Here is a 17396-nt window from a genome sequence, read left to right as displayed (position 1 = left end):
CCCGGCGGTTGAGTTGCATCCGGACAGCGGGCCTTCACCCAACTGGTTGCATCTGATACTAGATGCCGCCCCATTCGCGCCGGAGCCGCCCCCCATGACCGCCAGCATGAACGCCCCCGCCCCAACCGACCTGTTCGACAACCCCCTCGGCACCGACGGCTTCGAGTTCGTCGAGTTCACCTCGCCCGAGCCGGAGAAGCTCAGGACGATGTGGGAGCTGATGGGCTTCACCGCGGTCGGCCGGCACCGCTCCAAGAACGTGCTGCATTTCCGCCAGGGCGACATCAACTTCATCCTGAACATGGAGCCGGTCGGGCAGTCCGCCGATTTCCGGGGCGCGCATGGCCCCTCGGCCAACGCCATGGCCTTCCGGGTTCGCGACGCGGGCAGGGCCTACAGGCTGGCCCTCGAGCGCGGCGCGACGCCGGCCCAGGCGGGCAAGATCGGCCCGATGGAGCTGAACATCCCGGCCATCGAGGGCATCGGCGGCACCAACCTCTATCTGGTCGACCGCTACGGCGCCCACAGCATCTATGACGTCGATTTCGAGCCCATTCCCGGCGCTGCCGAGGCGGCGGAAAAGAACGCCGTCGGCCTGACCTATCTGGACCACCTGACCCACAACGTCTTCCGCGGCAACATGGCCAAGTGGGCGGACTTCTACGAGAAGGTCTTCAACTTCCGCCAGATCCGCTACTTCGATATCGAGGGCAAGGTCACCGGCCTGTTCTCCAAGGCCATGACCAGTCCGGACGGCAAGATCCGCATCCCGCTCAACGAGAGCCAGGACGAGCAGAGCCAGATCGAGGAGTTCCTGCGCGACTACAAGGGCGAGGGCATACAGCACCTGGCCTTCGGAACCGACGACATCTTCGCGACGGTCGAGACCCTGCGCGAGCGCGGCGTCAAGTTCCAGGACACCCCCGACAGCTATTACGAACTGCTCGATGGCCGGGTGCCGGGCCATGGCGAGAACACCCAGCGCCTGCAGGCCGACAAGATCCTGCTGGACGGCGCCCCGACCGAGGGCCAGGGCCTGCTGCTGCAGATCTTCACCGAAAACCTGATCGGCCCGATCTTCTTCGAGATCATCCAGCGCAAGGGCAACGAGGGCTTCGGCGAGGGGAATTTCAAGGCGCTGTTCGAGTCGATCGAACTGGACCAGATCCGCCGCGGGGTGGTGAAGGAGGGCTGAGCTCCTCCGCCTACAGATTTCATCGTTATTTCATAGTGCATGGCTGGCGGGCTAACGCCGACCGTGCATAATCCCTGCCTGTCTGGACGCCGGAGTTGGCGAGTTCCCGGACTGGGTGGGGGGATTTCCAAGTGACCGATGTGGTGTTTGCCGCCGACGACGGCGTGCATGGGCGTGAACTGTGGATCACCGACGGGACCGAAGTCGGGACGCGGCTGGTCAAGGACATCAATACGCTGGACCCGAACGTCGGTTACGGGATCGGCTCCAATCCTTCCGGCCTTGTCACGCTGCCGAACGGCAAGGTGATATTTTTCGCCACGGCCGGCGGCGATATCATTGAGCGCGGGCTGTGGGTGACCGACGGCACTGAGGCCGGCACCTACAAAATCGCCGGGGGGATGGCGATCTTCAACGACGCCAATACCGAACCGCAGGACCTGAAGCTGGTCGGCGACAAGGTCTACTACACCGTCGACTCCCTCAACGGCCGGCGGCTGTATGTCACGGACGGGACCGCCGAGGGCTCGCACGAGGTCGGCCTGCTGAACCCGTACCGGAGCAACATCAGCTCGAGCGCCGGCGAACTGATCGCGGTCGGCAACCTGCTCTATTTCAAGTCCGACTATCCCGGCTCGAATGGCCTATGGGTCACCGACGGCACGGTCGCCGGCACGGTGAGGCTGACCGACGCGGCGCCCTCGGCGGGTTCGACCGCGTTCAATGGCGGCACGTCGGGGGCGATCCTACAGGATGGCTCTAAGGTCTACTTCCTGGCCAATACGGCCGCGGCGGGCACTGAGCTGTGGGTGACCGACGGCACGACGGCCGGCACTCACATGGTCAAGGACCTCAACGCCGGTAGTAGCAGCGGCGCCACCGGCTTCATCGCCATCCTGAACGGCCGGTTGGTGTTCCGCGGCAACGACGGCGCCAACGGCACCGAGTTCTGGAGCACCGACGGCACGGCGGCCGGCACGGTGAGGCTGATGGACCCGGTCGCGGGCAGCGGCTCGAGCACCTATTCCACCTCCAGGCAGATCGGCGACAAGCTGTTCATCGGCGTCAACTCGACGGGCGAAGGCCGTGAGCCCTGGGTGACCGACGGCACCGTCGCCGGCACCTTCATGCTGAAGGACGTCATGCCGGGGGCCGTCGGCTCGACCGCCGCCAACTTCCGCAGCGCGGGGGGCAAGATCGTCTTCAGCGCCAATGACGGGGTCCACGGCACGGAACTTTGGGTCACGGACGGGACTGCCGCCGGCACTCAGCTGCTAACCGACATCGCCCCCGGCGCGGACAATTCCAGCCCGATCACCTTCGCCGCGTTCGGCGATCGCCAGTTGTTCGCGGTCTATACCCCGACCTCCGGCGCCGAGCTGTGGATCACCGACGGCACGGCCGCCGGGACCACGCGGCTGGTGGATTTCAACCCGAGCGGCCCGGATGGCGGCTTCGCTCCTGTTCTGGCCATGGGTGGCAAGTATTTCTTCATCGGATACGCCCCCCAGAGCGGATCGGAACTCTGGGTGACTGACGGCACGGCGGCGGGCACCAGGCTGCTGAAGGATATCGCCCCCGGCGCCCTGTACGATTCGAGTCCCGACCACTTCTTCGTGGTCGGCAACCATCTGGTCTTCACCGCCTTCAACACCGCCGACGGGACCGAGGTCTGGACGACCGACGGCACGCCGGAGGGCACGGTGCAACTGACCGACATCGAAGCCGACGGCATCATTCCGGATTTCTCCAACTTCCGCCTCGTCGACGGCGTGCTGTTCTTCACCGCCGACGATCATGGCCCGCAGGGCGCGGAGCTGTGGCGCAGCGACGGCACCGTGGCCGGAACCCACCTAGTCACCAACCTGAACACCAACCCGGTTCTGTCGCCGTCGATCGTCTCGACCGACTTCCCGGTCGCCACTCCGATCAACGGCGGCTTCCTGGTCCAGCTGGGGACAGAGAGGACAGGCTCGGAGCTGTGGTTCAGCGATGGCACCCGGGCCGGCACCTTTGCGCTGGCGGACATCAATCCGGGGCAGGCCGAGTCTTCGCCGACCAACTTCACCATCGCGGGCGGCAAGGTGTTCTTCTGGGCGACCAGCGACCTTGGCCGCGAACCCTGGGTCAGCGACGGCACCGTCGCCGGCACCCACATGATCTATGATCTGAACTTCGGCCCGGACGATTCCTACTTCACCGGCGGCTTCACCGTGTTCGGATCGAAGGTCGTCTTCGTGGCCAACACGCCCGGCCGTGGGGCCGAACTCTGGATCAGCGACGGCACGGAACTGGGCACCCTGCGTCTGAGCGACGTCGTAGCCAGCGGCGGCCACTCCATCCCGCGCAACATGACGGTCATGGGCGACAAGCTGGTCTTCGAAGCCAATGCCGCCGGGGGTGTCATGGAAGTCTGGGTCACCGACGGGACCCGGGCGGGCACGGTCAAGCTGGCCGACTGCGGCGACCCCCTGCCGTCCAACAATCCCCTCTACACCAACACCTACAGCGGCTTCACCGATCTGGGCGGCGGCAAGTATCTCTTCGCCGGCAAGGACGCCAATGGCGGGCGCGAGCCGTGGATCACCGACGGCACGGCGGCCGGCACCCATGCGCTGGCCGATATCAATCCCACGGGAAGTTCGGCGTTCGCCTACATCACCAAGGTTGGCGTCAAGGTTTATTTCGCCGCGCAGGATAGCGCCGGCGACATGGAGCTGTGGGTGACCGACGGCACGGGCGCCGGCACGGTGCGGGTGGCCGACATCAACCCGGGCCTCTCCGGCTCCAACCCCACGCCCCTGTCCCTGCAGGCGGGCTTTACGGTCATGACCGACGGCCGGATCCTCTTCACGGCCACGACCTCCGAGGGCAGTGGCCTGTGGATCAGCGACGGCACGGCCGCGGGCACCCTTCGTTTGGCCACGGTCGCCAGCGCCCAGACCTCGCCGATCCAATACTATCCTGAGGCCGCCACGGTGCAGGTCGGCGGCAAGGTGTTTTTCCTGGGCTCCGGCAGTAACGGGGCCGAGCCCTGGGTCACCGACGGCACCGCCGCCGGCACCTTCAAACTGGCCAACATGGGCGTCAGCATCTACGGGCCGACTGGTGACCACCTCCAGCCCTGGGTGGTCTTCAACGGCAAGGTGCTGTTCTCGGCCGGCGGCGGACTGAACACCAACCAGGGCCTGTGGGTGAGCGACGGCACCGTGGCCGGGACCGTCCTGTTGTCGGGCCATGTTCCCGGGCTGCCCAATGGCGCGGTGTCGTCCCTGACCATCGTCGGCGGCCGGGTGGTGTTCAGCGCCACCGATACTCAGGGCTCTTATAAGCTCTGGGCGACCGACGGCACGGTGGCCGGCACCGAGCCGTTGAGCGCCAGCGCCTCCTGGGCCGGCAGCTTCACCCTCTTCAACGGCCTGGCCTTCTTCGCGGCCCAGGTCGACTTCACCGACCGTGAGGTCTGGGTCACTGACGGCACGGTCGGAGGCACCCACAAGTTGCTCGACATCGCGCCCGGCTCCGCCGGAAGCGATCCGGCCGGCTTCCAGATCATCGGGGGCAAGCTCTATTTCCTGGCCAGCGACGAGGTGAACGGCCAGGAGGTCTGGACGACCGACGGCACGGCGGCCGGCACGATCCGGGTGACGGACACCTGGGTCCCGGGCGGCAGCGCCAGCCCTGGCCCCGTCGCACCGGTTTACGCCTCTCCCCCGCCCCCGCCCCCGCCGCCGCCGCCGCCGCCACCGCCGACCTTCGACCACACCCTGGTCGGCACCGCCGGCGGCAACACGCTGAATGGCGATGGCGGCAAGGACCTGATCCAGGGCCTGGCCGGCAACGACACCCTGAACGGCCTGGGCGGCAATGACCGCCTCGAGGGCGGTGACGGTTCCGACAAGCTGAACGGCGGCGATGGCGACGACATCCTGGTCGGCGGGGCTGGCACCGACACTTTCACGGGCGGCGCCGGGGCGGATCGTTTCGTGTTCGGGCCTGGCGACGGGGCCAACACCATCACCGACTTCCAGGTCGGCCAGGACGTCATCGACCTCGCGGCCTATGGCGGCACGGTCAGCGTCCGGCAGCTGTCGGCCGGGGCGCGGGTGACCTTCGCCGACGGAGCCTATGTGACCCTGACCGGCGTGCAGGCCTCGGCCCTGACCAACGCCAGCTTCGTGGGCGGGACCATCGCGGCCTCGCCTCCGCCTTCGCCACCACCGTCTCCGCCGCCCCCGCCGCCGCCGACGCCTGGCTTCGACCAGACCCTGGTCGGCACGGTGGCCGGGAACACCATCAACGGCGCCGACGCCTCCAAGGACCTGATCCAGGGCCTGGCCGGCAACGACACCCTTGGCGGCCTGGGCGGCAATGACCGTCTCGAAGGCGGCGACGGCTCCGACAAGCTCCACGGCGGCGACGGCGACGATGTCCTGGTTGGCGGGGCCGGCACCGACACCTTCACCGGCGGCGCGGGCGCGGACGTCTTCGTGTTCGCCACGGGTGATGGGGCCAACACCGTCACCGACTTCACGGTCGGCCAGGACAAGCTCGATGTCAGCGCCTATGGCGGTTACAGCTCGATCGTCCAGCTGGCGTCAGGCGCCAAGGTGATCTTCGCCGACGGAGCCTATGTGACCCTGACCGGGGTGCAGGCCTCCAGCCTGACGGCGGACAGCTTCATCGGCTCGTCCTCTCCGCCGCCCAGTCCGCCGCCGCCTCCGCCACCCAGCCCACCGCCGCCTCCGCCACCCCCACCTGGCTTCGATCATCAGCTGATCGGCACGGCGGGCGGCAATACGCTGAACGGCTTCAATGACTCCAAGGACCTGATCCAGGGCCTGGGCGGCAACGACACGCTGAACGGCCTAACAGGCAATGACCGTCTCGAAGGCGGTGACGGCGGCGATCACCTCGATGGCGGCGACGGCGATGACGTTATCGTCGGCGGCGGCGGAACCGACACCATGACCGGCGGGACCGGACAGGACCTCTTCGTGTTCGAGGCCGGCAGCGGCGGCAACTTCATCACCGATTTCGTCGTTGGTGAGGACATGCTCGACGTCACCGCCATCGGCGGCTACGGCTCGATCGTGCAGACGGCGGCCGGGGCCAAGGTCTTCCTCGATACCGGCAGCTATGTGGTGCTGAACGGCGTGCAGGCCTCCAGCCTGACCAGCGCCAGCTTCGTGAACGGCGGACCGGGCCCGGGTCTGCAGATCGGCGGGGCCGGCCCGGACAGCCTGCTCGGCACACCGGGCAACGATACCCTGCGCGGGGCCGGTGGCGACGACACGCTGCGGGGCGGCGACGGCGGTGATAGCCTGCGGGGCGGTGACGCCAACGACGTGCTGTTCGGCGGCAACGGCGAGGACTCGCTGATCGGTGACGACGGCAACCTCGGCGATCACGGCAACGATGTGCTGGACGGCGGCCTGGGCCCGGACCATCTGGACGGCAATGTCGGGGCGGACATCTACGTCTTCCGCCTGGGCGACGGTGTCGACGATATGGTCTTCCGCGATGTCGGCGCCGACGAGATCTGGCTGATCGGCTACAGCGGTTACACGACGACGGCGACCTCGGCCCACAGCTTCCGCATCACGCCGACCGATGGGACCGGCGACTCGATCGACGTCAACTTCAATTTCGACATCGATCCCGCGGCGGTGCTGGCCTCCATCCACCTGATGCCGGCCGGCACGCCGACGCCGGCGCCGCTGGTTACCCCGCCGCCGCCCATGCCCATGGACCCGCCAAAGGCCGAGCATGCCGAAGCCGACGGCTGGCTGCTCTAACCCTTCACGGAGTTAGTTTCAGCCGTTACGATCATCGCCGCTCCCGCCCCGCTGGCGGGCGAGGAGAGGCGATGATCCGACACTTGCGCACCCTGGCGATCCTCGCCGCCCTGGCCGTGATCCCGGCCGCCGCGCCCGCCGCGCCGCCCGGCGGTCACTGGGCCATCGTCATCCATGGCGGGGCCGGGGTGATCGAGCGGGTCGGCATGGATCCGGCGACGGAAGCGGCCTATCGCGCCGCCCTGGCCCGTGACCTGGAGGTCGGCTCGAAGATTCTGCGCGAGGGCGGCAACGCCACCGATGCGGTCGAGGCGGTGATCCGCGAGCTTGAGGACGACCCGCTGTTCAACGCCGGCCGGGGCGCTGTGTTCACCGCCGAGGGCGAGAACAGCCTGGACGCCGCCTTCATGGACGGCGCGACCCTCAAGGCCGGAGCCGTGGCCGGGGTGACCCGCACGCGCCACCCCATCAGCCTGGCCCGCAGCGTCATGACCAACTCGCGCTTCGTGCTGCTCAGCGGCAAGGGCGCCGACACCTTCGCCCAGGGGACCGGCCTGGAGATGGTCGAGCCGTCCTTCTTCTTCACCGAGCGGCGCTGGAAGCAGCTGGAGGCCGAGCTGAAGGCGCAGGGCCTGCCCATTCCGCCCCGGCCCAGGGGGGCGCCGCCGCCCCCTCCTAGCTCAGATCGGCCGAGCGCGGCGCTGTGGCCGGCCGACGACCATCGTTTCGGCACCGTGGGCGTGGTGGCGGCCGATGCGCGGGGCAATGTCGCGGCCGGCACCTCGACGGGCGGCATGACCGCCAAGCGCTGGGGCCGGATCGGCGACAGTCCCATTCTCGGGGCCGGCACCTATGCCGACAACAGCTATGGCTGCGCGGTCTCGGCGACCGGCACGGGGGAGTATTTCATCCGCCTGGCCATCGCCCATGACGTCTGCGCCCGCACCCATTTCCAGCGCCAGCCGTTGGAGAAGGCGGCCCAGGCGGTGATCGCCCGGCTGGGGGCGTTCGGCGGCGACGGCGGGCTGATCGCGGTCAGCCCCAAGGGCGACATGGTCTGGGCGTTCAACACGCCCGGCATGTACCGGGCGGCGGCCAGCTGGAAGGTCGCGCCGGTGGTGAAGATCTACAGGGACGAGAAGTAGCGATGGCCAAGGGTAACTGGATTCCGGTGCGGGGCGCGCAAGGCGAGCACAGCCGCCAAGCCCATGCCGATCTGCCCGACGGGACCTATGAGCGCGAGGTCAGCAAGGAGGGCTTCTTCGGTCCCGCCGCCTTCCTCTATCACCGCCGCCCGCCGACCGGCTGGGTCAGCTTCGAAGGTCCGCTGCGGCCCCGGGCCTTCGACCTCAATGGCTTGAACCAGCCGGCCGACAGCCCCTGGGACGCGCCGGTGGTGCTGCACAACGGGGCGACCGAGATCCGCTTCTGGAAGCTGGCCGGCCCGATGACCGCCCTGGCCCGCAACGCCGACGGCGACCAGCTCTTGTTCGTCCACACCGGCCAGGGCGACCTGTTCTGCGATTATGGCCGCATCGCCTTCAAGGCCGGCGACTACCTCTACCTGCCGCGCGGGACGATGTGGCGGCTGGCCCCCGACGGGCCCGCCGCCATCCTGACCATCCAGGCCACCAACGGCCACTACACCCTGCCGGACCGCGGCCTGCTGGGCCCGCACGCCCAGTTCGATCCGGCCATGCTGGATACGCCGGTGATGGACGAGGCCTTCCGCGATCACCAGGCGCAGGAGGGCATGTTCCCCGTCCGTATCAAGAAGCGCGGCGCCGTGTCGGTGGCGACCTACCCCTACAACCCGCTGGACGCCGTCGGCTGGCATGGCGAGCTGGCGCCGGTGCGCCTGAACGTCTCGGCGATCCGGCCGGTGGTCAGCCATCGCTACCACCTGCCGCCCAGCGCCCACACGACGTTCGTGGCCGACCGCTTCGTGGTCTGCACCTTCACGCCCCGGCCCTTCGAGACCGATCCGGGCGCGATCAAGGTGCCGTTCTTCCACAACAACGACGATTTCGACGAGGTCCTGTTCTACCACGCCGGCGACTTCTTCAGCCGCGATAACATCGACGCCGGGATGATGACCTTCCACCCCAGCGGCTTCACCCACGGCCCCCACCCCAAGGCCCTGAAGAACATGCTGGTGCAGACCAAGGAGGCCACCGACGAGATCGCGGTGATGATCGACACCCGCGATCCGCTGGAGGTCGGCGACGGAGCGGCGGCGGTCGAGAACACCGCCTATGTCGACAGCTGGAAGACGCCGTGATCGACCCCGATCTGGTCGAAATGGCCGAGGATGAGCTGAAGCGCGCCGTGACCCTGTCCTGGCGCGAACTGCGCAAGGTCACCCCCTGGGGCGACAGCTACGAGGGCTTCAGCCCGACGGGGCGGGCCGTGATGGTCGAACGAAGTTATTTGTGGGCGGACGCGGAAGGGGGCGACATCCTCTGCGAAATCGTCGTCTATGGCGGGGACAGCCGATACGACCAGGGCGCGCGCATAAGCGCCGTCATCGAGAAAAAAGGAAACGCCTAGTGAAGCTCGCCTCCCTGAAGTCCGGCCGCGACGGCCGCCTGGTTGTGGTCTCCAACGATCTGGCCTGGTGCACCGACGCGGCGCCGGTGGCGGCGACCCTGCAGGCGGCCCTGGACAATTGGGACGAGCTGGGTCCGGCCCTGCAGGCCCTGGCCGACAGCCTGGAACACGGCGGCATGCCGCGCGAGCGCTTCCATGAGCATGACGCCATGAGCCCCCTGCCGCGCGCCTATCAGTGGGCCGACGGCAGCGCCTACGTGAACCACGTCGCCCTGGTGCGGAAGGCCCGGGCCGCCGACATGCCCGAGAGCTTCTGGACCGACCCCCTGATGTACCAGGGCGGCTCGGACGGCTTCCTGGGACCGCGCGACCCGATCCCCCTGGCCGACGAGGCCTGGGGCTGCGACCTGGAGGCCGAGGTGGCGGTGATCGTCGGCGATGTGCCGCAGGGCGCAAGCCGCGAAGTGGGCCTGGCGGCGGTGCGGCTGGTCATGCTCGTCAACGACGTTTCCCTCCGCAACCTGATCCCGGGCGAACTGGCCAAGAGTTTCGGCTTCTTCCAGTCCAAGCCGGCCAGCGCCTTCTCGCCGGTGGCGGTGACGCCCGACGCCCTGGGCGCCGCCTGGAAGGACGGCAAGCTGCACGGCGCCATGGAGGTCGAACTGAACGGCAAGGAGTTCGGCCGGGCCGATGCTGGCGTCGACATGACCTTCGACTTCGGAATCCTGATCGCCCACGCCGCCAAGACCCGCGCCCTGTCGGCGGGAACCATCATCGGCTCGGGCACGGTCTCGAACCGCGACGCCGGCGGCGGTCCAGGCAAACCCGTCGATCAGGGCGGTCTGGGCTATAGTTGCATAGCCGAGGTGCGCACGGTGGAGACGCTGCTCGCCGGAGAGGCGAAAACCCCCTTCCTGCGCCATGGCGACACGGTCCGCATTGAGATGCGCGACGCCAGGCGGCACTCGATCTTCGGGGCCATCGAACAGACGGTCGCCGTCACCGGAAAATGAAGGGGCCAAAGTCCATGGGATCGAACGTCGCCAAGCTGCCCCCGGTGGCCGATGCGGCGCTCGCCCTGGACGACTATCTGCCCTACCGCCTGTCGGTCGCCTCCAACGCCGTCTCCAGGCTGATCGCCCGGGCCTATGAGGACCGCTTCGGCCTCTCCATCCCGCAATGGCGGCTGATGGCGGTGCTGGCCGAGGGGGCGCTGACCCAGCAGGCTATCGTCGCCAGGACCGCCATGGACAAGGTGACCGTCTCCAGAGCCGCCCAGGGCCTGGTCACCCGCCACCTGATCGCCCGGGCCGCCCACGAGGCCGACGGCCGCAGCCACCGCCTGGCCCTGACCGACACCGGCCTGCGCCTGCACGCCGAGATCGCTCCCCTGGCCCTGGCCTATGAGGCGGCGCTGCTGGCGGGCCTGGCTCCGGCCGAGGTGGCGATGATGAAGCGGCTGCTGGGCCGGCTGGAAGCGGCGGCGGCGCGGCTTTCGGGCGAGTAGCTCGCCGCCGGCCCAGGTCTAGCCTGTCGCCGCCGTCGGCACAGCCGCCGTGTCGAAATAGTCGAAGAACCTGACGATCTTACCGTCCCGAAATTCCAGGACGTCCGCTTTCTGGACCCGAAACACTGGCTGATCCCGATCCTTGGGCCGCCATTCGCTGTCGATGAGGGCCACGATCCGGTCGCCCTGGGCGATGTATTCCGTCACCTCGAAGGAGACCATCGTGTAGGTCTGATCGAGGTTGGCGTAGTATTCCTCGACTTCGCGCTTGCCGTGCCGCGCCCGGGTGAACTCGACGCCCGGCGCGCCCCGCCCCATCGAGTCCATTTCGACCGCATCGTCCATCGCGGCCAGCTAGGCCTGGGTGCTTTGGCCCCCACTCCGGCTCCACTGGTCATAGAGGCTACGCAGGGTGGTCAGGTTGTCGCTCAGTGGGTCCTCCCCAAAATCCTCGTTTAGCGCTCCTGTGATCAATTCTAGCACAGGTTGAGGGCCTGGGGAGTCGCTCCAGAATGGCGATGCAATGGAGATGCCCGGCTTATCCCGGTCAGGCCGCGACTTCGGTTGCGGTCGCCTCGGCGGCCGTCATCAGGTCGGCCGGACTCATCCGCACCTGCAGGCCCCGCTGGCCGCCATTGAGATAGACGTAAGGCTCGGCCGCCGCGCTGGCCTCCAGCACGGTCGAGACGCGCTTCCTCTGGCCGAACGGGCTGATGCCGCCGACCTTGTAGCCGGTCATCCGCTCGGCGTCGGCGGGCTTCATCATCGTGGCGGACTTGCCCCCGGCGGCGGCCGCAAGCTTCTTCATCGACACCTCCCGGTCCGAGGGCAGGATCACGCAGACCGGCCTGCCGTCGACCAGGGTCATCAGGGTCTTGAGCACCCGCGAGGGCGACTCGCCCAAAGCTGCGGCGGCGGCCAGGCCGATGCTGTCGGCGTCCGGATCGTAGTCGTAGGTGTGGACCGTGAAGGCGACGCCGGCCCGGGTCAGGGCCAGGGTGGCGGGCGTGGTCTTCGACACCGTAGCGTCAGGCCGCGAGGGCCCGCTGGCGGCGGTACTGGCGGAACGAGATCATCCGCTTGCCGGCCTCATCCCACAGGGACAGGGCCACGCAGCGCAGGCTCTGGGTGAGGCTCAGGCGGCTGACATTGCGCAGCTGGGGCAGGTCCCGCATGACCGCCGTGAGGCGATAGAAGGGAATGCGCGGGGCGACGTGATGGACGTGGTGGATGCCGATATTGGCGGTCATCCAGCGCAGCACCACGGGCAGGTCGTAATACGAGCTGCCATGCAGGGCGGCGGTGGTGTGGTCCCAGTCCTCGCGGCGCGACCAGTGGGCGTCCTCGAACTGGTGCTGCACATAGAACAGCCAGACGCCAATGGTGGCGGCGATGACCAGGGTCGGCAGCTGCACCAGCAAGAGGGCCGGCCAGCCGGCCAGCAGGGCCACGGCGACCATGAAGGCGACGATGGCCAGGTTGGCGCCCATGGCGCTGACCCAGGGCCGCCAGCCTTGCTTCATCAGGCCGAACGGCAGGCGCTGCTGCAGCACGAAGGTGAAGGCCGGGCCGATGCCGAACAGCACCAGCGGGTGGCGATACAGGCGATAGCCGAACCGCTTGATCAGCGGCAGGGCGCGATATTCCTCGACGGTCAGGGTGACAATGTCGCCCAGGCCCCGGCGGTCCAGGTCGCCGGAGGTGGCGTGGTGGGCGGCGTGGGTCTGGCGCCAGCAGTCGTAGGGGGTCAGGGTCAGCACCCCGATGACCCGGCCGGTCCAGTCATTGGCGGCGGCGTTGTCGAAGAAGCTGTGATGGCCGCAGTCGTGCTGGACCATGAACAGCCGCACCAGGAAACAGGCGGCCGGGATGCTGAGCAGCAGGGCCAGCCACCACAGGCCGAACGCTGAGGCGATCCAGGCAACGGTCCACAGGGCGGCCAGGGGCGCGGCGCTGAGCAGCAACTCCAGGATCGAGCGGCCATGGTGTGGACGGGAATAGGAAGCCAGAGCTTTGCGCAACGGACGCGGCTCAAGGGTATGGTCAGTCAAGGGCTTTCCGCCTTGTCATTGTTATGTCCCCCTCGGCGATCGTAGCCGCCCGAGCGGGATGGGCGGGTGAGTCGCCCCGGTAGACTAGAGCCCACAGTGATGAAGGTTTTGTCAGCCGGCCGACAGATAGGCTCCTATTGCGCCTGAATGAGGGCGGAAGCCATGTAACCTGTGACCCCAGGGATCGAATTCTCGACTGAGACGGCGGAACGGAGCAGGCGATGAACGGCAGGATTCTCTGGCCCCTGGGCCTGGCCGCCCTGCTGGGCGTCGCGCTCGCCGCCATGGCCCCGGCCGCCGCGCCGCCGTCGCCCGTGAAGGCCGACGCCGCCCATCCGGTGGTGGTCGAGCTGTTCCAGAGCCAGGGCTGCTCGTCCTGCCCGCCCGCCAACGCCAACCTGAACGCCATAGCCGGCCGTCCGGATGTGCTGGCCCTCAGTTTTTCGATCACCTACTGGGATTATCTGGGCTGGAAGGACACCTTCGCCCAGAAGGCCTTCACCGACCGCCAGAAGACCTACGCCGCCGGCCCGCTGGGCTCGCAGGTGGCGACGCCGGAAATGGTGGTCAACGGCCGCTTCGACCTGGTGGGCCAGGACCAGGCCGAGGTCGAGGCGTCCCTGCGCCGGGCCGGCGCGCCGGGCGGTCCGGCGGTCAGGGTCGAGCCGGGCCGGGTCAGCATCGCCGCCGGCCCCGCGCCGGGCCGCGCCGCCGACGTCTGGCTGGTCCGCTACGACCCCCGCGTCCAGAACGTGCCGATCGCGCGGGGCGAAAACGAAGGCCGCACCCTGCCGCATCGGAACATCGTGCGGCAGCTGGTCCGGCTGGGCGGCTGGAACGGCGCGGCGGCCAGTTTCATCCTCACCCCGCCCAGGGACCCGGCCTGGCGCACGGCCGTGCTGGTCCAGGCGCCCGGCGGCGGTCCGATCCTGGGGGCCGGGCGGCGCTAGGGTTTCGTATTTAACACCGCTCATCCCGGCATTCGCGGGGATGAGAGGATGAAAGAAGCGCTAAGCTTCTGAATTGTCTCAATCTCTATTGAGTCCGGCCCTTAGGCCTTCGGCGCGAGGATCTTCTCGACCGCCTTGTCGATGCGGCGCTGGCGGGTCTCGGGGCTCCTGGCCTCCTCGATGGCCCGCACATGCTCCTTGCGGTGGCTGTAGGCCAGGGCGGCGAACCTCTCGCTGGCCCCGGCCTGCTCCAGCGCCGCGGCGAAGTCGGCCGGGACCTCCACGGTGCGCGGCGCGGTGTCGAGGGCGATGCCGACCTCCAGCGTCTCGCCGCCGGCCACGCCGGCCCGCTCGCGATGCTCGGCGGCCACCCCGACCATCACATCGCCGCCCATCACCGCCAGGGTGCTGCGATAGCTGTAGCCCTTGATGGTCACCACCACCGGCGCCCGCCGGCCGCCGCCGAGGGCCTCGACCACCGCGTCCGGCACGACGATGCCGGTGACGTTCTTGCGTTCGCCCTGGAGGAGGGTGGTGGTGAAGTTCATCGGCGGGCTCCAGCAATCTGGCGGAGACCGAAACCTGCGGATCACGGGGACGCGGGTCAATGCCGCCGCACGCCTTTGTCGGCGCCAGGCTCCGCGGCAGGAGACTCTCATGACCGACGTCACCCGCCGGGCCTGGTCAGGCTCGGTTCAGGGATTTCCGCTATCGTGCGCTCTGACCATGCGCGCCGCTCAAGCCTGTCTCCTCCTGCTGGCCTTCCTGTCCCTGGCCGCCGCGCCCGGCGACTACGCCCGCATTGAGGACGGCATCGCCTCAAGGCTGAACAACTATCGGGCCGACAACGGTCTGCCGCGTCTCAAGCGTTCGCCGCTGTTGGACAGGGTGGCCCGGGCCCATGCCGCCGATCTCGCCGAGCATCATCCCGACCGGGGGACCGACCGGCGCGGCCAGCCCTGCAACCTGCACAGCTGGTCGGCCGCCGGGCCGTGGCGGGCGGTCTGCTACACCGCCGATCACGTCTATGCCGAGCGGATGTGGAGCAAGCCGGCCGAGATCACCGATGGCGCCTATCCGGGGCCGGGCTACGAGATCGCCATGGGCTCGACCGGCCCGGTTACCGCCGAACTGGCCCTGAACGGCTGGAAGGCCAGCCCGGGCCACCGGGCCGTTATCCTGGAGGAGGGGGTCTGGGGCAAGCCGCCGTGGAAGGTGTTCGGGGTGGGGGTGAGCGAAGGCTACGCCGTGGTCTGGTTCGGCCGGGAGCCCGACCCGCCGCCGGCCAAGCCCCGCCGCCGTTGACGCCGCCGCCGTTGACGTCGCTTGGCGCATCGCTAGATTGCCCCGCCTTCAGGCCACGTCCTGAGCCCCTGTGGTGAAATTGGTAGACGCGCCGGACTCAAAATCCGGTTCCGCAAGGAGTGTCGGTTCGAGTCCGACCGGGGGCACCACCCTGCTTCGCCCTGACGGGCTTCGCAGGGCAAGCCCTGTAGAGGCACGAGACAGGCGCCTTCACGCCCGCATTCGTCCTTGGCGGATCCGCGTCCACGGGCGGACTTGGCGTAGGCTCGCGGACCCGATTAAGTGCGCCACACTTGGGGAGACTATCTGTGCCACCAGCCTTGCGTGATGAATTTTTGGCCGCTCTCCGCGAGCTGGGTGGGGCAGCCGGAAACGGGCGACTGCTCGACAGGCTGACCTGGGACGAAGAGACCTACGCCCAGGTGCGGGACGCTCTTGTTTCCGAAGGCGAAATATCTCGCGGGAGAGGTCGAGGCGGATCAGTCGCCCTCGCGTCACTTGAGCCGGGAGAGCCGACTGCGGCTCCCAAGGAGGTCCGGGCGCCACGCGTCGCGCGCGAGGCCAGGGGCCAAGGGCGCAAGTCCGGTGGGTTCGATCAGACCTTCAACGCCATCGACAAGGTGCTGCGCAACGAGGCGGGGCAGACGACCGAGCTCGATTACACCGAGCAAACCTCGTGGATGTTGTTCCTGAAATACCTCGACGATCTGGAGAAGCAGCGACAGGTCGAAGCTGAACTGAAAGGCGAAACCTACGCGCCGATCATCGACGACGAACACCGCTGGGGTGTCTGGGCGGCGCCGAAGACCACGGGTGGCGGGTTCGATCATGATCGAGCGCTGACCGGCGACGACCTGGTCGCCTATGTGAACACCCAACTGTGGCCCTACCTGAGAGCTTTCCGCGCCCGCGCCGCCGGGCCGGACACCATCGAGTACAAGATCGGCGAGGTGTTCGCCGAGATCCAGCCGAAGTTCCAGTCGGGCTATTCGCTGCGCGACGCGCTGGAACTGATCGACGGGCTGAGCTTCGGCTCGCAAGCCGAGAAGCACGAGCTGTCGTCGCTGTACGAGGACAAGATCAAGCGGATGGGCAATGCCGGGCGCAACGGCGGGGAATATTACACCCCCCGGCCGCTGATCCGGGCGATGATCCAGGTGGTCAAGCCGCGGATCGGCGAACGCATCTACGACGGCGCCTGCGGCTCGGCCGGCTTCCTGTGCGAGGCCTATCAGGCGATGCTGCCGCTGGCGCAAAGCACGGCGGACCGCGAGACGCTGCAGCGGCGGACCTTCTACGGCAAGGAGAAGAAGAGCCTCGCCTACGTCATCGCCATCATGAACATGATCCTGCATGGGATCGACACGCCCAACATCCTGCACACCAACACCCTCTCCGAGAACGTCCTGGATATTCAGGAGAAGAACCGGTTCGACGTGGTGCTGGCCAATCCGCCGTTCGGCGGCGGCGAGCGGCCGGAGGTGCAGCAGAACTTCCCCATCCGCTCGGGCGAGACGGCCTACCTGTTCCTGCAGCATTTCATGCGGTCGCTACGCGCCGGCGGGCGCGGGGCGGTTGTGATCAAGAACACCTTCCTGTCGAACACCGACCAGGCGGCGACGGCGCTGCGCAAGGAACTGCTGGAGACCTGCGACCTGCACACGGTGCTGGATATGCCCGGCGGGACGTTCCAGGGCGCGGGGGTCAAGACCGTGGTGCTGTTCTTCGAGAAGGGGCGGAAGACGCAGCGGACCTGGTTCTACCAGCTCGATCCGGGGCGCAATCTAGGGAAGACGAATGCGCTGAATGACGCGGACTTGGTCGACTTCATCGAGCGGCAGACGTCATTTGCGGATGGAGCAACGAGCTGGAAAATCGAGATTACCGGCCTTGACCCAACGACCTGGGACCTTTCGGTTCGTAACCCGAATGCGCCAGCGCTTCCTGTATCGAGATCGCCGCTGGAAATCCTCGACGAGATCGCCACTCTCGATGCCAAGAGCGGACAAATACTGGAGAGGGTGAGGGCTTTACTGTGAC

Annotated in this window: 14 protein-coding genes and 1 tRNA gene; 11 read left to right on the top strand and 4 right to left on the bottom strand. The window is 68.0% G+C overall.

Annotation, left to right across the window (positions count from 1 at the left end):
• The first annotated feature begins 94 nt into the window (after window positions 1-94).
• The 7 genes from hppD (at window position 95) to QO010_RS18140 (ending at window position 11050) form a co-directional block, all read left to right on the top strand.
• Window positions 95-1195, top strand: a complete 1101-nt coding sequence (gene hppD / locus QO010_RS18170) for a 4-hydroxyphenylpyruvate dioxygenase (RefSeq protein WP_307351501.1) — start codon at window positions 95-97, stop codon at window positions 1193-1195.
• A 131-nt stretch (window positions 1196-1326) separates the two neighbouring features.
• The gene (locus QO010_RS18165; protein WP_307351499.1) at window positions 1327-6993 is read left to right on the top strand and encodes an ELWxxDGT repeat protein; all 5667 of its coding nucleotides are present in this window, start codon (window positions 1327-1329) and stop codon (window positions 6991-6993) included.
• Window positions 6994-7064: 71 nt separating this feature from the next.
• Window positions 7065-8138, top strand: coding sequence for an isoaspartyl peptidase/L-asparaginase family protein (locus tag QO010_RS18160; RefSeq protein ID WP_307351497.1), 1074 nt, complete (start codon window positions 7065-7067; stop codon window positions 8136-8138).
• A 2-nt stretch (window positions 8139-8140) separates the two neighbouring features.
• Window positions 8141-9274, top strand: a complete 1134-nt coding sequence (locus QO010_RS18155) for a homogentisate 1,2-dioxygenase (protein WP_307351495.1) — start codon at window positions 8141-8143, stop codon at window positions 9272-9274.
• Window positions 9271-9543 carry a hypothetical protein gene (locus tag QO010_RS18150; RefSeq protein ID WP_370873785.1) on the top strand — a complete coding sequence of 91 codons (273 nt, stop codon included), beginning with the start codon at window positions 9271-9273 and terminating at the stop codon, window positions 9541-9543. Before QO010_RS18155 ends, QO010_RS18150 begins: the two co-directional genes overlap by 4 nt.
• The gene (locus QO010_RS18145; RefSeq protein ID WP_307351493.1) at window positions 9543-10556 is read left to right on the top strand and encodes a fumarylacetoacetate hydrolase family protein; all 1014 of its coding nucleotides are present in this window, start codon (window positions 9543-9545) and stop codon (window positions 10554-10556) included. Before QO010_RS18150 ends, QO010_RS18145 begins: the two co-directional genes overlap by 1 nt.
• Before the next feature lie 14 nt (window positions 10557-10570).
• Window positions 10571-11050, top strand: a complete 480-nt coding sequence (locus QO010_RS18140) for a MarR family winged helix-turn-helix transcriptional regulator (RefSeq protein WP_307351491.1) — start codon at window positions 10571-10573, stop codon at window positions 11048-11050.
• Between the two features lie 18 nt (window positions 11051-11068).
• Here QO010_RS18140 and QO010_RS18135 read toward each other — a convergent pair whose 3' ends face one another.
• From QO010_RS18135 to QO010_RS18125, 3 genes are all read right to left on the bottom strand, one after another.
• Complete coding sequence (locus tag QO010_RS18135) at window positions 11069-11395, bottom strand: nuclear transport factor 2 family protein (protein ID WP_307351490.1); 327 nt, start codon at window positions 11393-11395, stop codon at window positions 11069-11071.
• Between the two features lie 202 nt (window positions 11396-11597).
• Window positions 11598-12071 carry a Cys-tRNA(Pro) deacylase gene (gene ybaK / locus QO010_RS18130; RefSeq protein ID WP_307351488.1) on the bottom strand — a complete coding sequence of 158 codons (474 nt, stop codon included), beginning with the start codon at window positions 12069-12071 and terminating at the stop codon, window positions 11598-11600.
• Window positions 12072-12078: 7 nt separating this feature from the next.
• The gene (locus QO010_RS18125) at window positions 12079-13071 is read right to left on the bottom strand and encodes a fatty acid desaturase (RefSeq protein WP_307351486.1); all 993 of its coding nucleotides are present in this window, start codon (window positions 13069-13071) and stop codon (window positions 12079-12081) included.
• Window positions 13072-13322: 251 nt separating this feature from the next.
• Between QO010_RS18125 and QO010_RS18120 the strand changes: the two genes are divergently transcribed.
• Window positions 13323-14051, top strand: coding sequence for a DUF1223 domain-containing protein (locus QO010_RS18120; protein ID WP_307351484.1), 729 nt, complete (start codon window positions 13323-13325; stop codon window positions 14049-14051).
• 101 nt (window positions 14052-14152) lie between these two features.
• On the opposite strand, the gene QO010_RS18115 is transcribed toward QO010_RS18120, so the two are convergent.
• Window positions 14153-14599: a YdeI/OmpD-associated family protein gene (locus QO010_RS18115; protein ID WP_307351482.1), complete on the bottom strand. Its 447-nt coding sequence runs from the start codon at window positions 14597-14599 to the stop codon at window positions 14153-14155.
• Between the two features lie 109 nt (window positions 14600-14708).
• On the opposite strand from QO010_RS18115, the gene QO010_RS18110 reads away from it, so the two are divergent.
• From QO010_RS18110 to QO010_RS18100, 3 genes are all read left to right on the top strand, one after another.
• Complete coding sequence (locus tag QO010_RS18110) at window positions 14709-15356, top strand: CAP domain-containing protein (protein ID WP_307351480.1); 648 nt, start codon at window positions 14709-14711, stop codon at window positions 15354-15356.
• A gap of 64 nt (window positions 15357-15420) precedes the next feature.
• Window positions 15421-15505: transfer RNA gene (locus QO010_RS18105), tRNA-Leu, on the top strand.
• A 171-nt stretch (window positions 15506-15676) separates the two neighbouring features.
• The gene (locus tag QO010_RS18100) at window positions 15677-17395 is read left to right on the top strand and encodes a class I SAM-dependent DNA methyltransferase (RefSeq protein ID WP_307351479.1); all 1719 of its coding nucleotides are present in this window, start codon (window positions 15677-15679) and stop codon (window positions 17393-17395) included.
• Window position 17396 lies beyond the last annotated feature (1 nt).

Source organism: Caulobacter ginsengisoli, assembly GCF_030814835.1.
Classification (GTDB): domain Bacteria; phylum Pseudomonadota; class Alphaproteobacteria; order Caulobacterales; family Caulobacteraceae; genus Caulobacter; species Caulobacter ginsengisoli.
The sequence above is the reverse complement of the archived record's forward strand: the minus strand, read 5'-3'. Positions and strand labels throughout refer to the sequence as shown.

Excerpts from the sequence above, each read along its gene's own strand:
- hppD (WP_307351501.1), top strand. The coding sequence starts at position 95 with ATGACCGCCAGCATGAACGCCCCCGCCCCAACCGACCTGTTCGACAAC.
- QO010_RS18160 (WP_307351497.1), top strand. The coding sequence starts at position 7,065 with ATGATCCGACACTTGCGCACCCTGGCGATCCTCGCCGCCCTGGCCGTG.
- QO010_RS18155 (WP_307351495.1), top strand. The coding sequence starts at position 8,141 with ATGGCCAAGGGTAACTGGATTCCGGTGCGGGGCGCGCAAGGCGAGCAC.
- QO010_RS18140 (WP_307351491.1), top strand. The coding sequence starts at position 10,571 with ATGGGATCGAACGTCGCCAAGCTGCCCCCGGTGGCCGATGCGGCGCTC.
- QO010_RS18135 (WP_307351490.1), bottom strand. The coding sequence starts at position 11,395 with ATGGACGATGCGGTCGAAATGGACTCGATGGGGCGGGGCGCGCCGGGC.
- QO010_RS18120 (WP_307351484.1), top strand. The coding sequence starts at position 13,323 with ATGAACGGCAGGATTCTCTGGCCCCTGGGCCTGGCCGCCCTGCTGGGC.
- QO010_RS18115 (WP_307351482.1), bottom strand. The coding sequence starts at position 14,599 with ATGAACTTCACCACCACCCTCCTCCAGGGCGAACGCAAGAACGTCACC.
- QO010_RS18110 (WP_307351480.1), top strand. The coding sequence starts at position 14,709 with ATGACCGACGTCACCCGCCGGGCCTGGTCAGGCTCGGTTCAGGGATTT.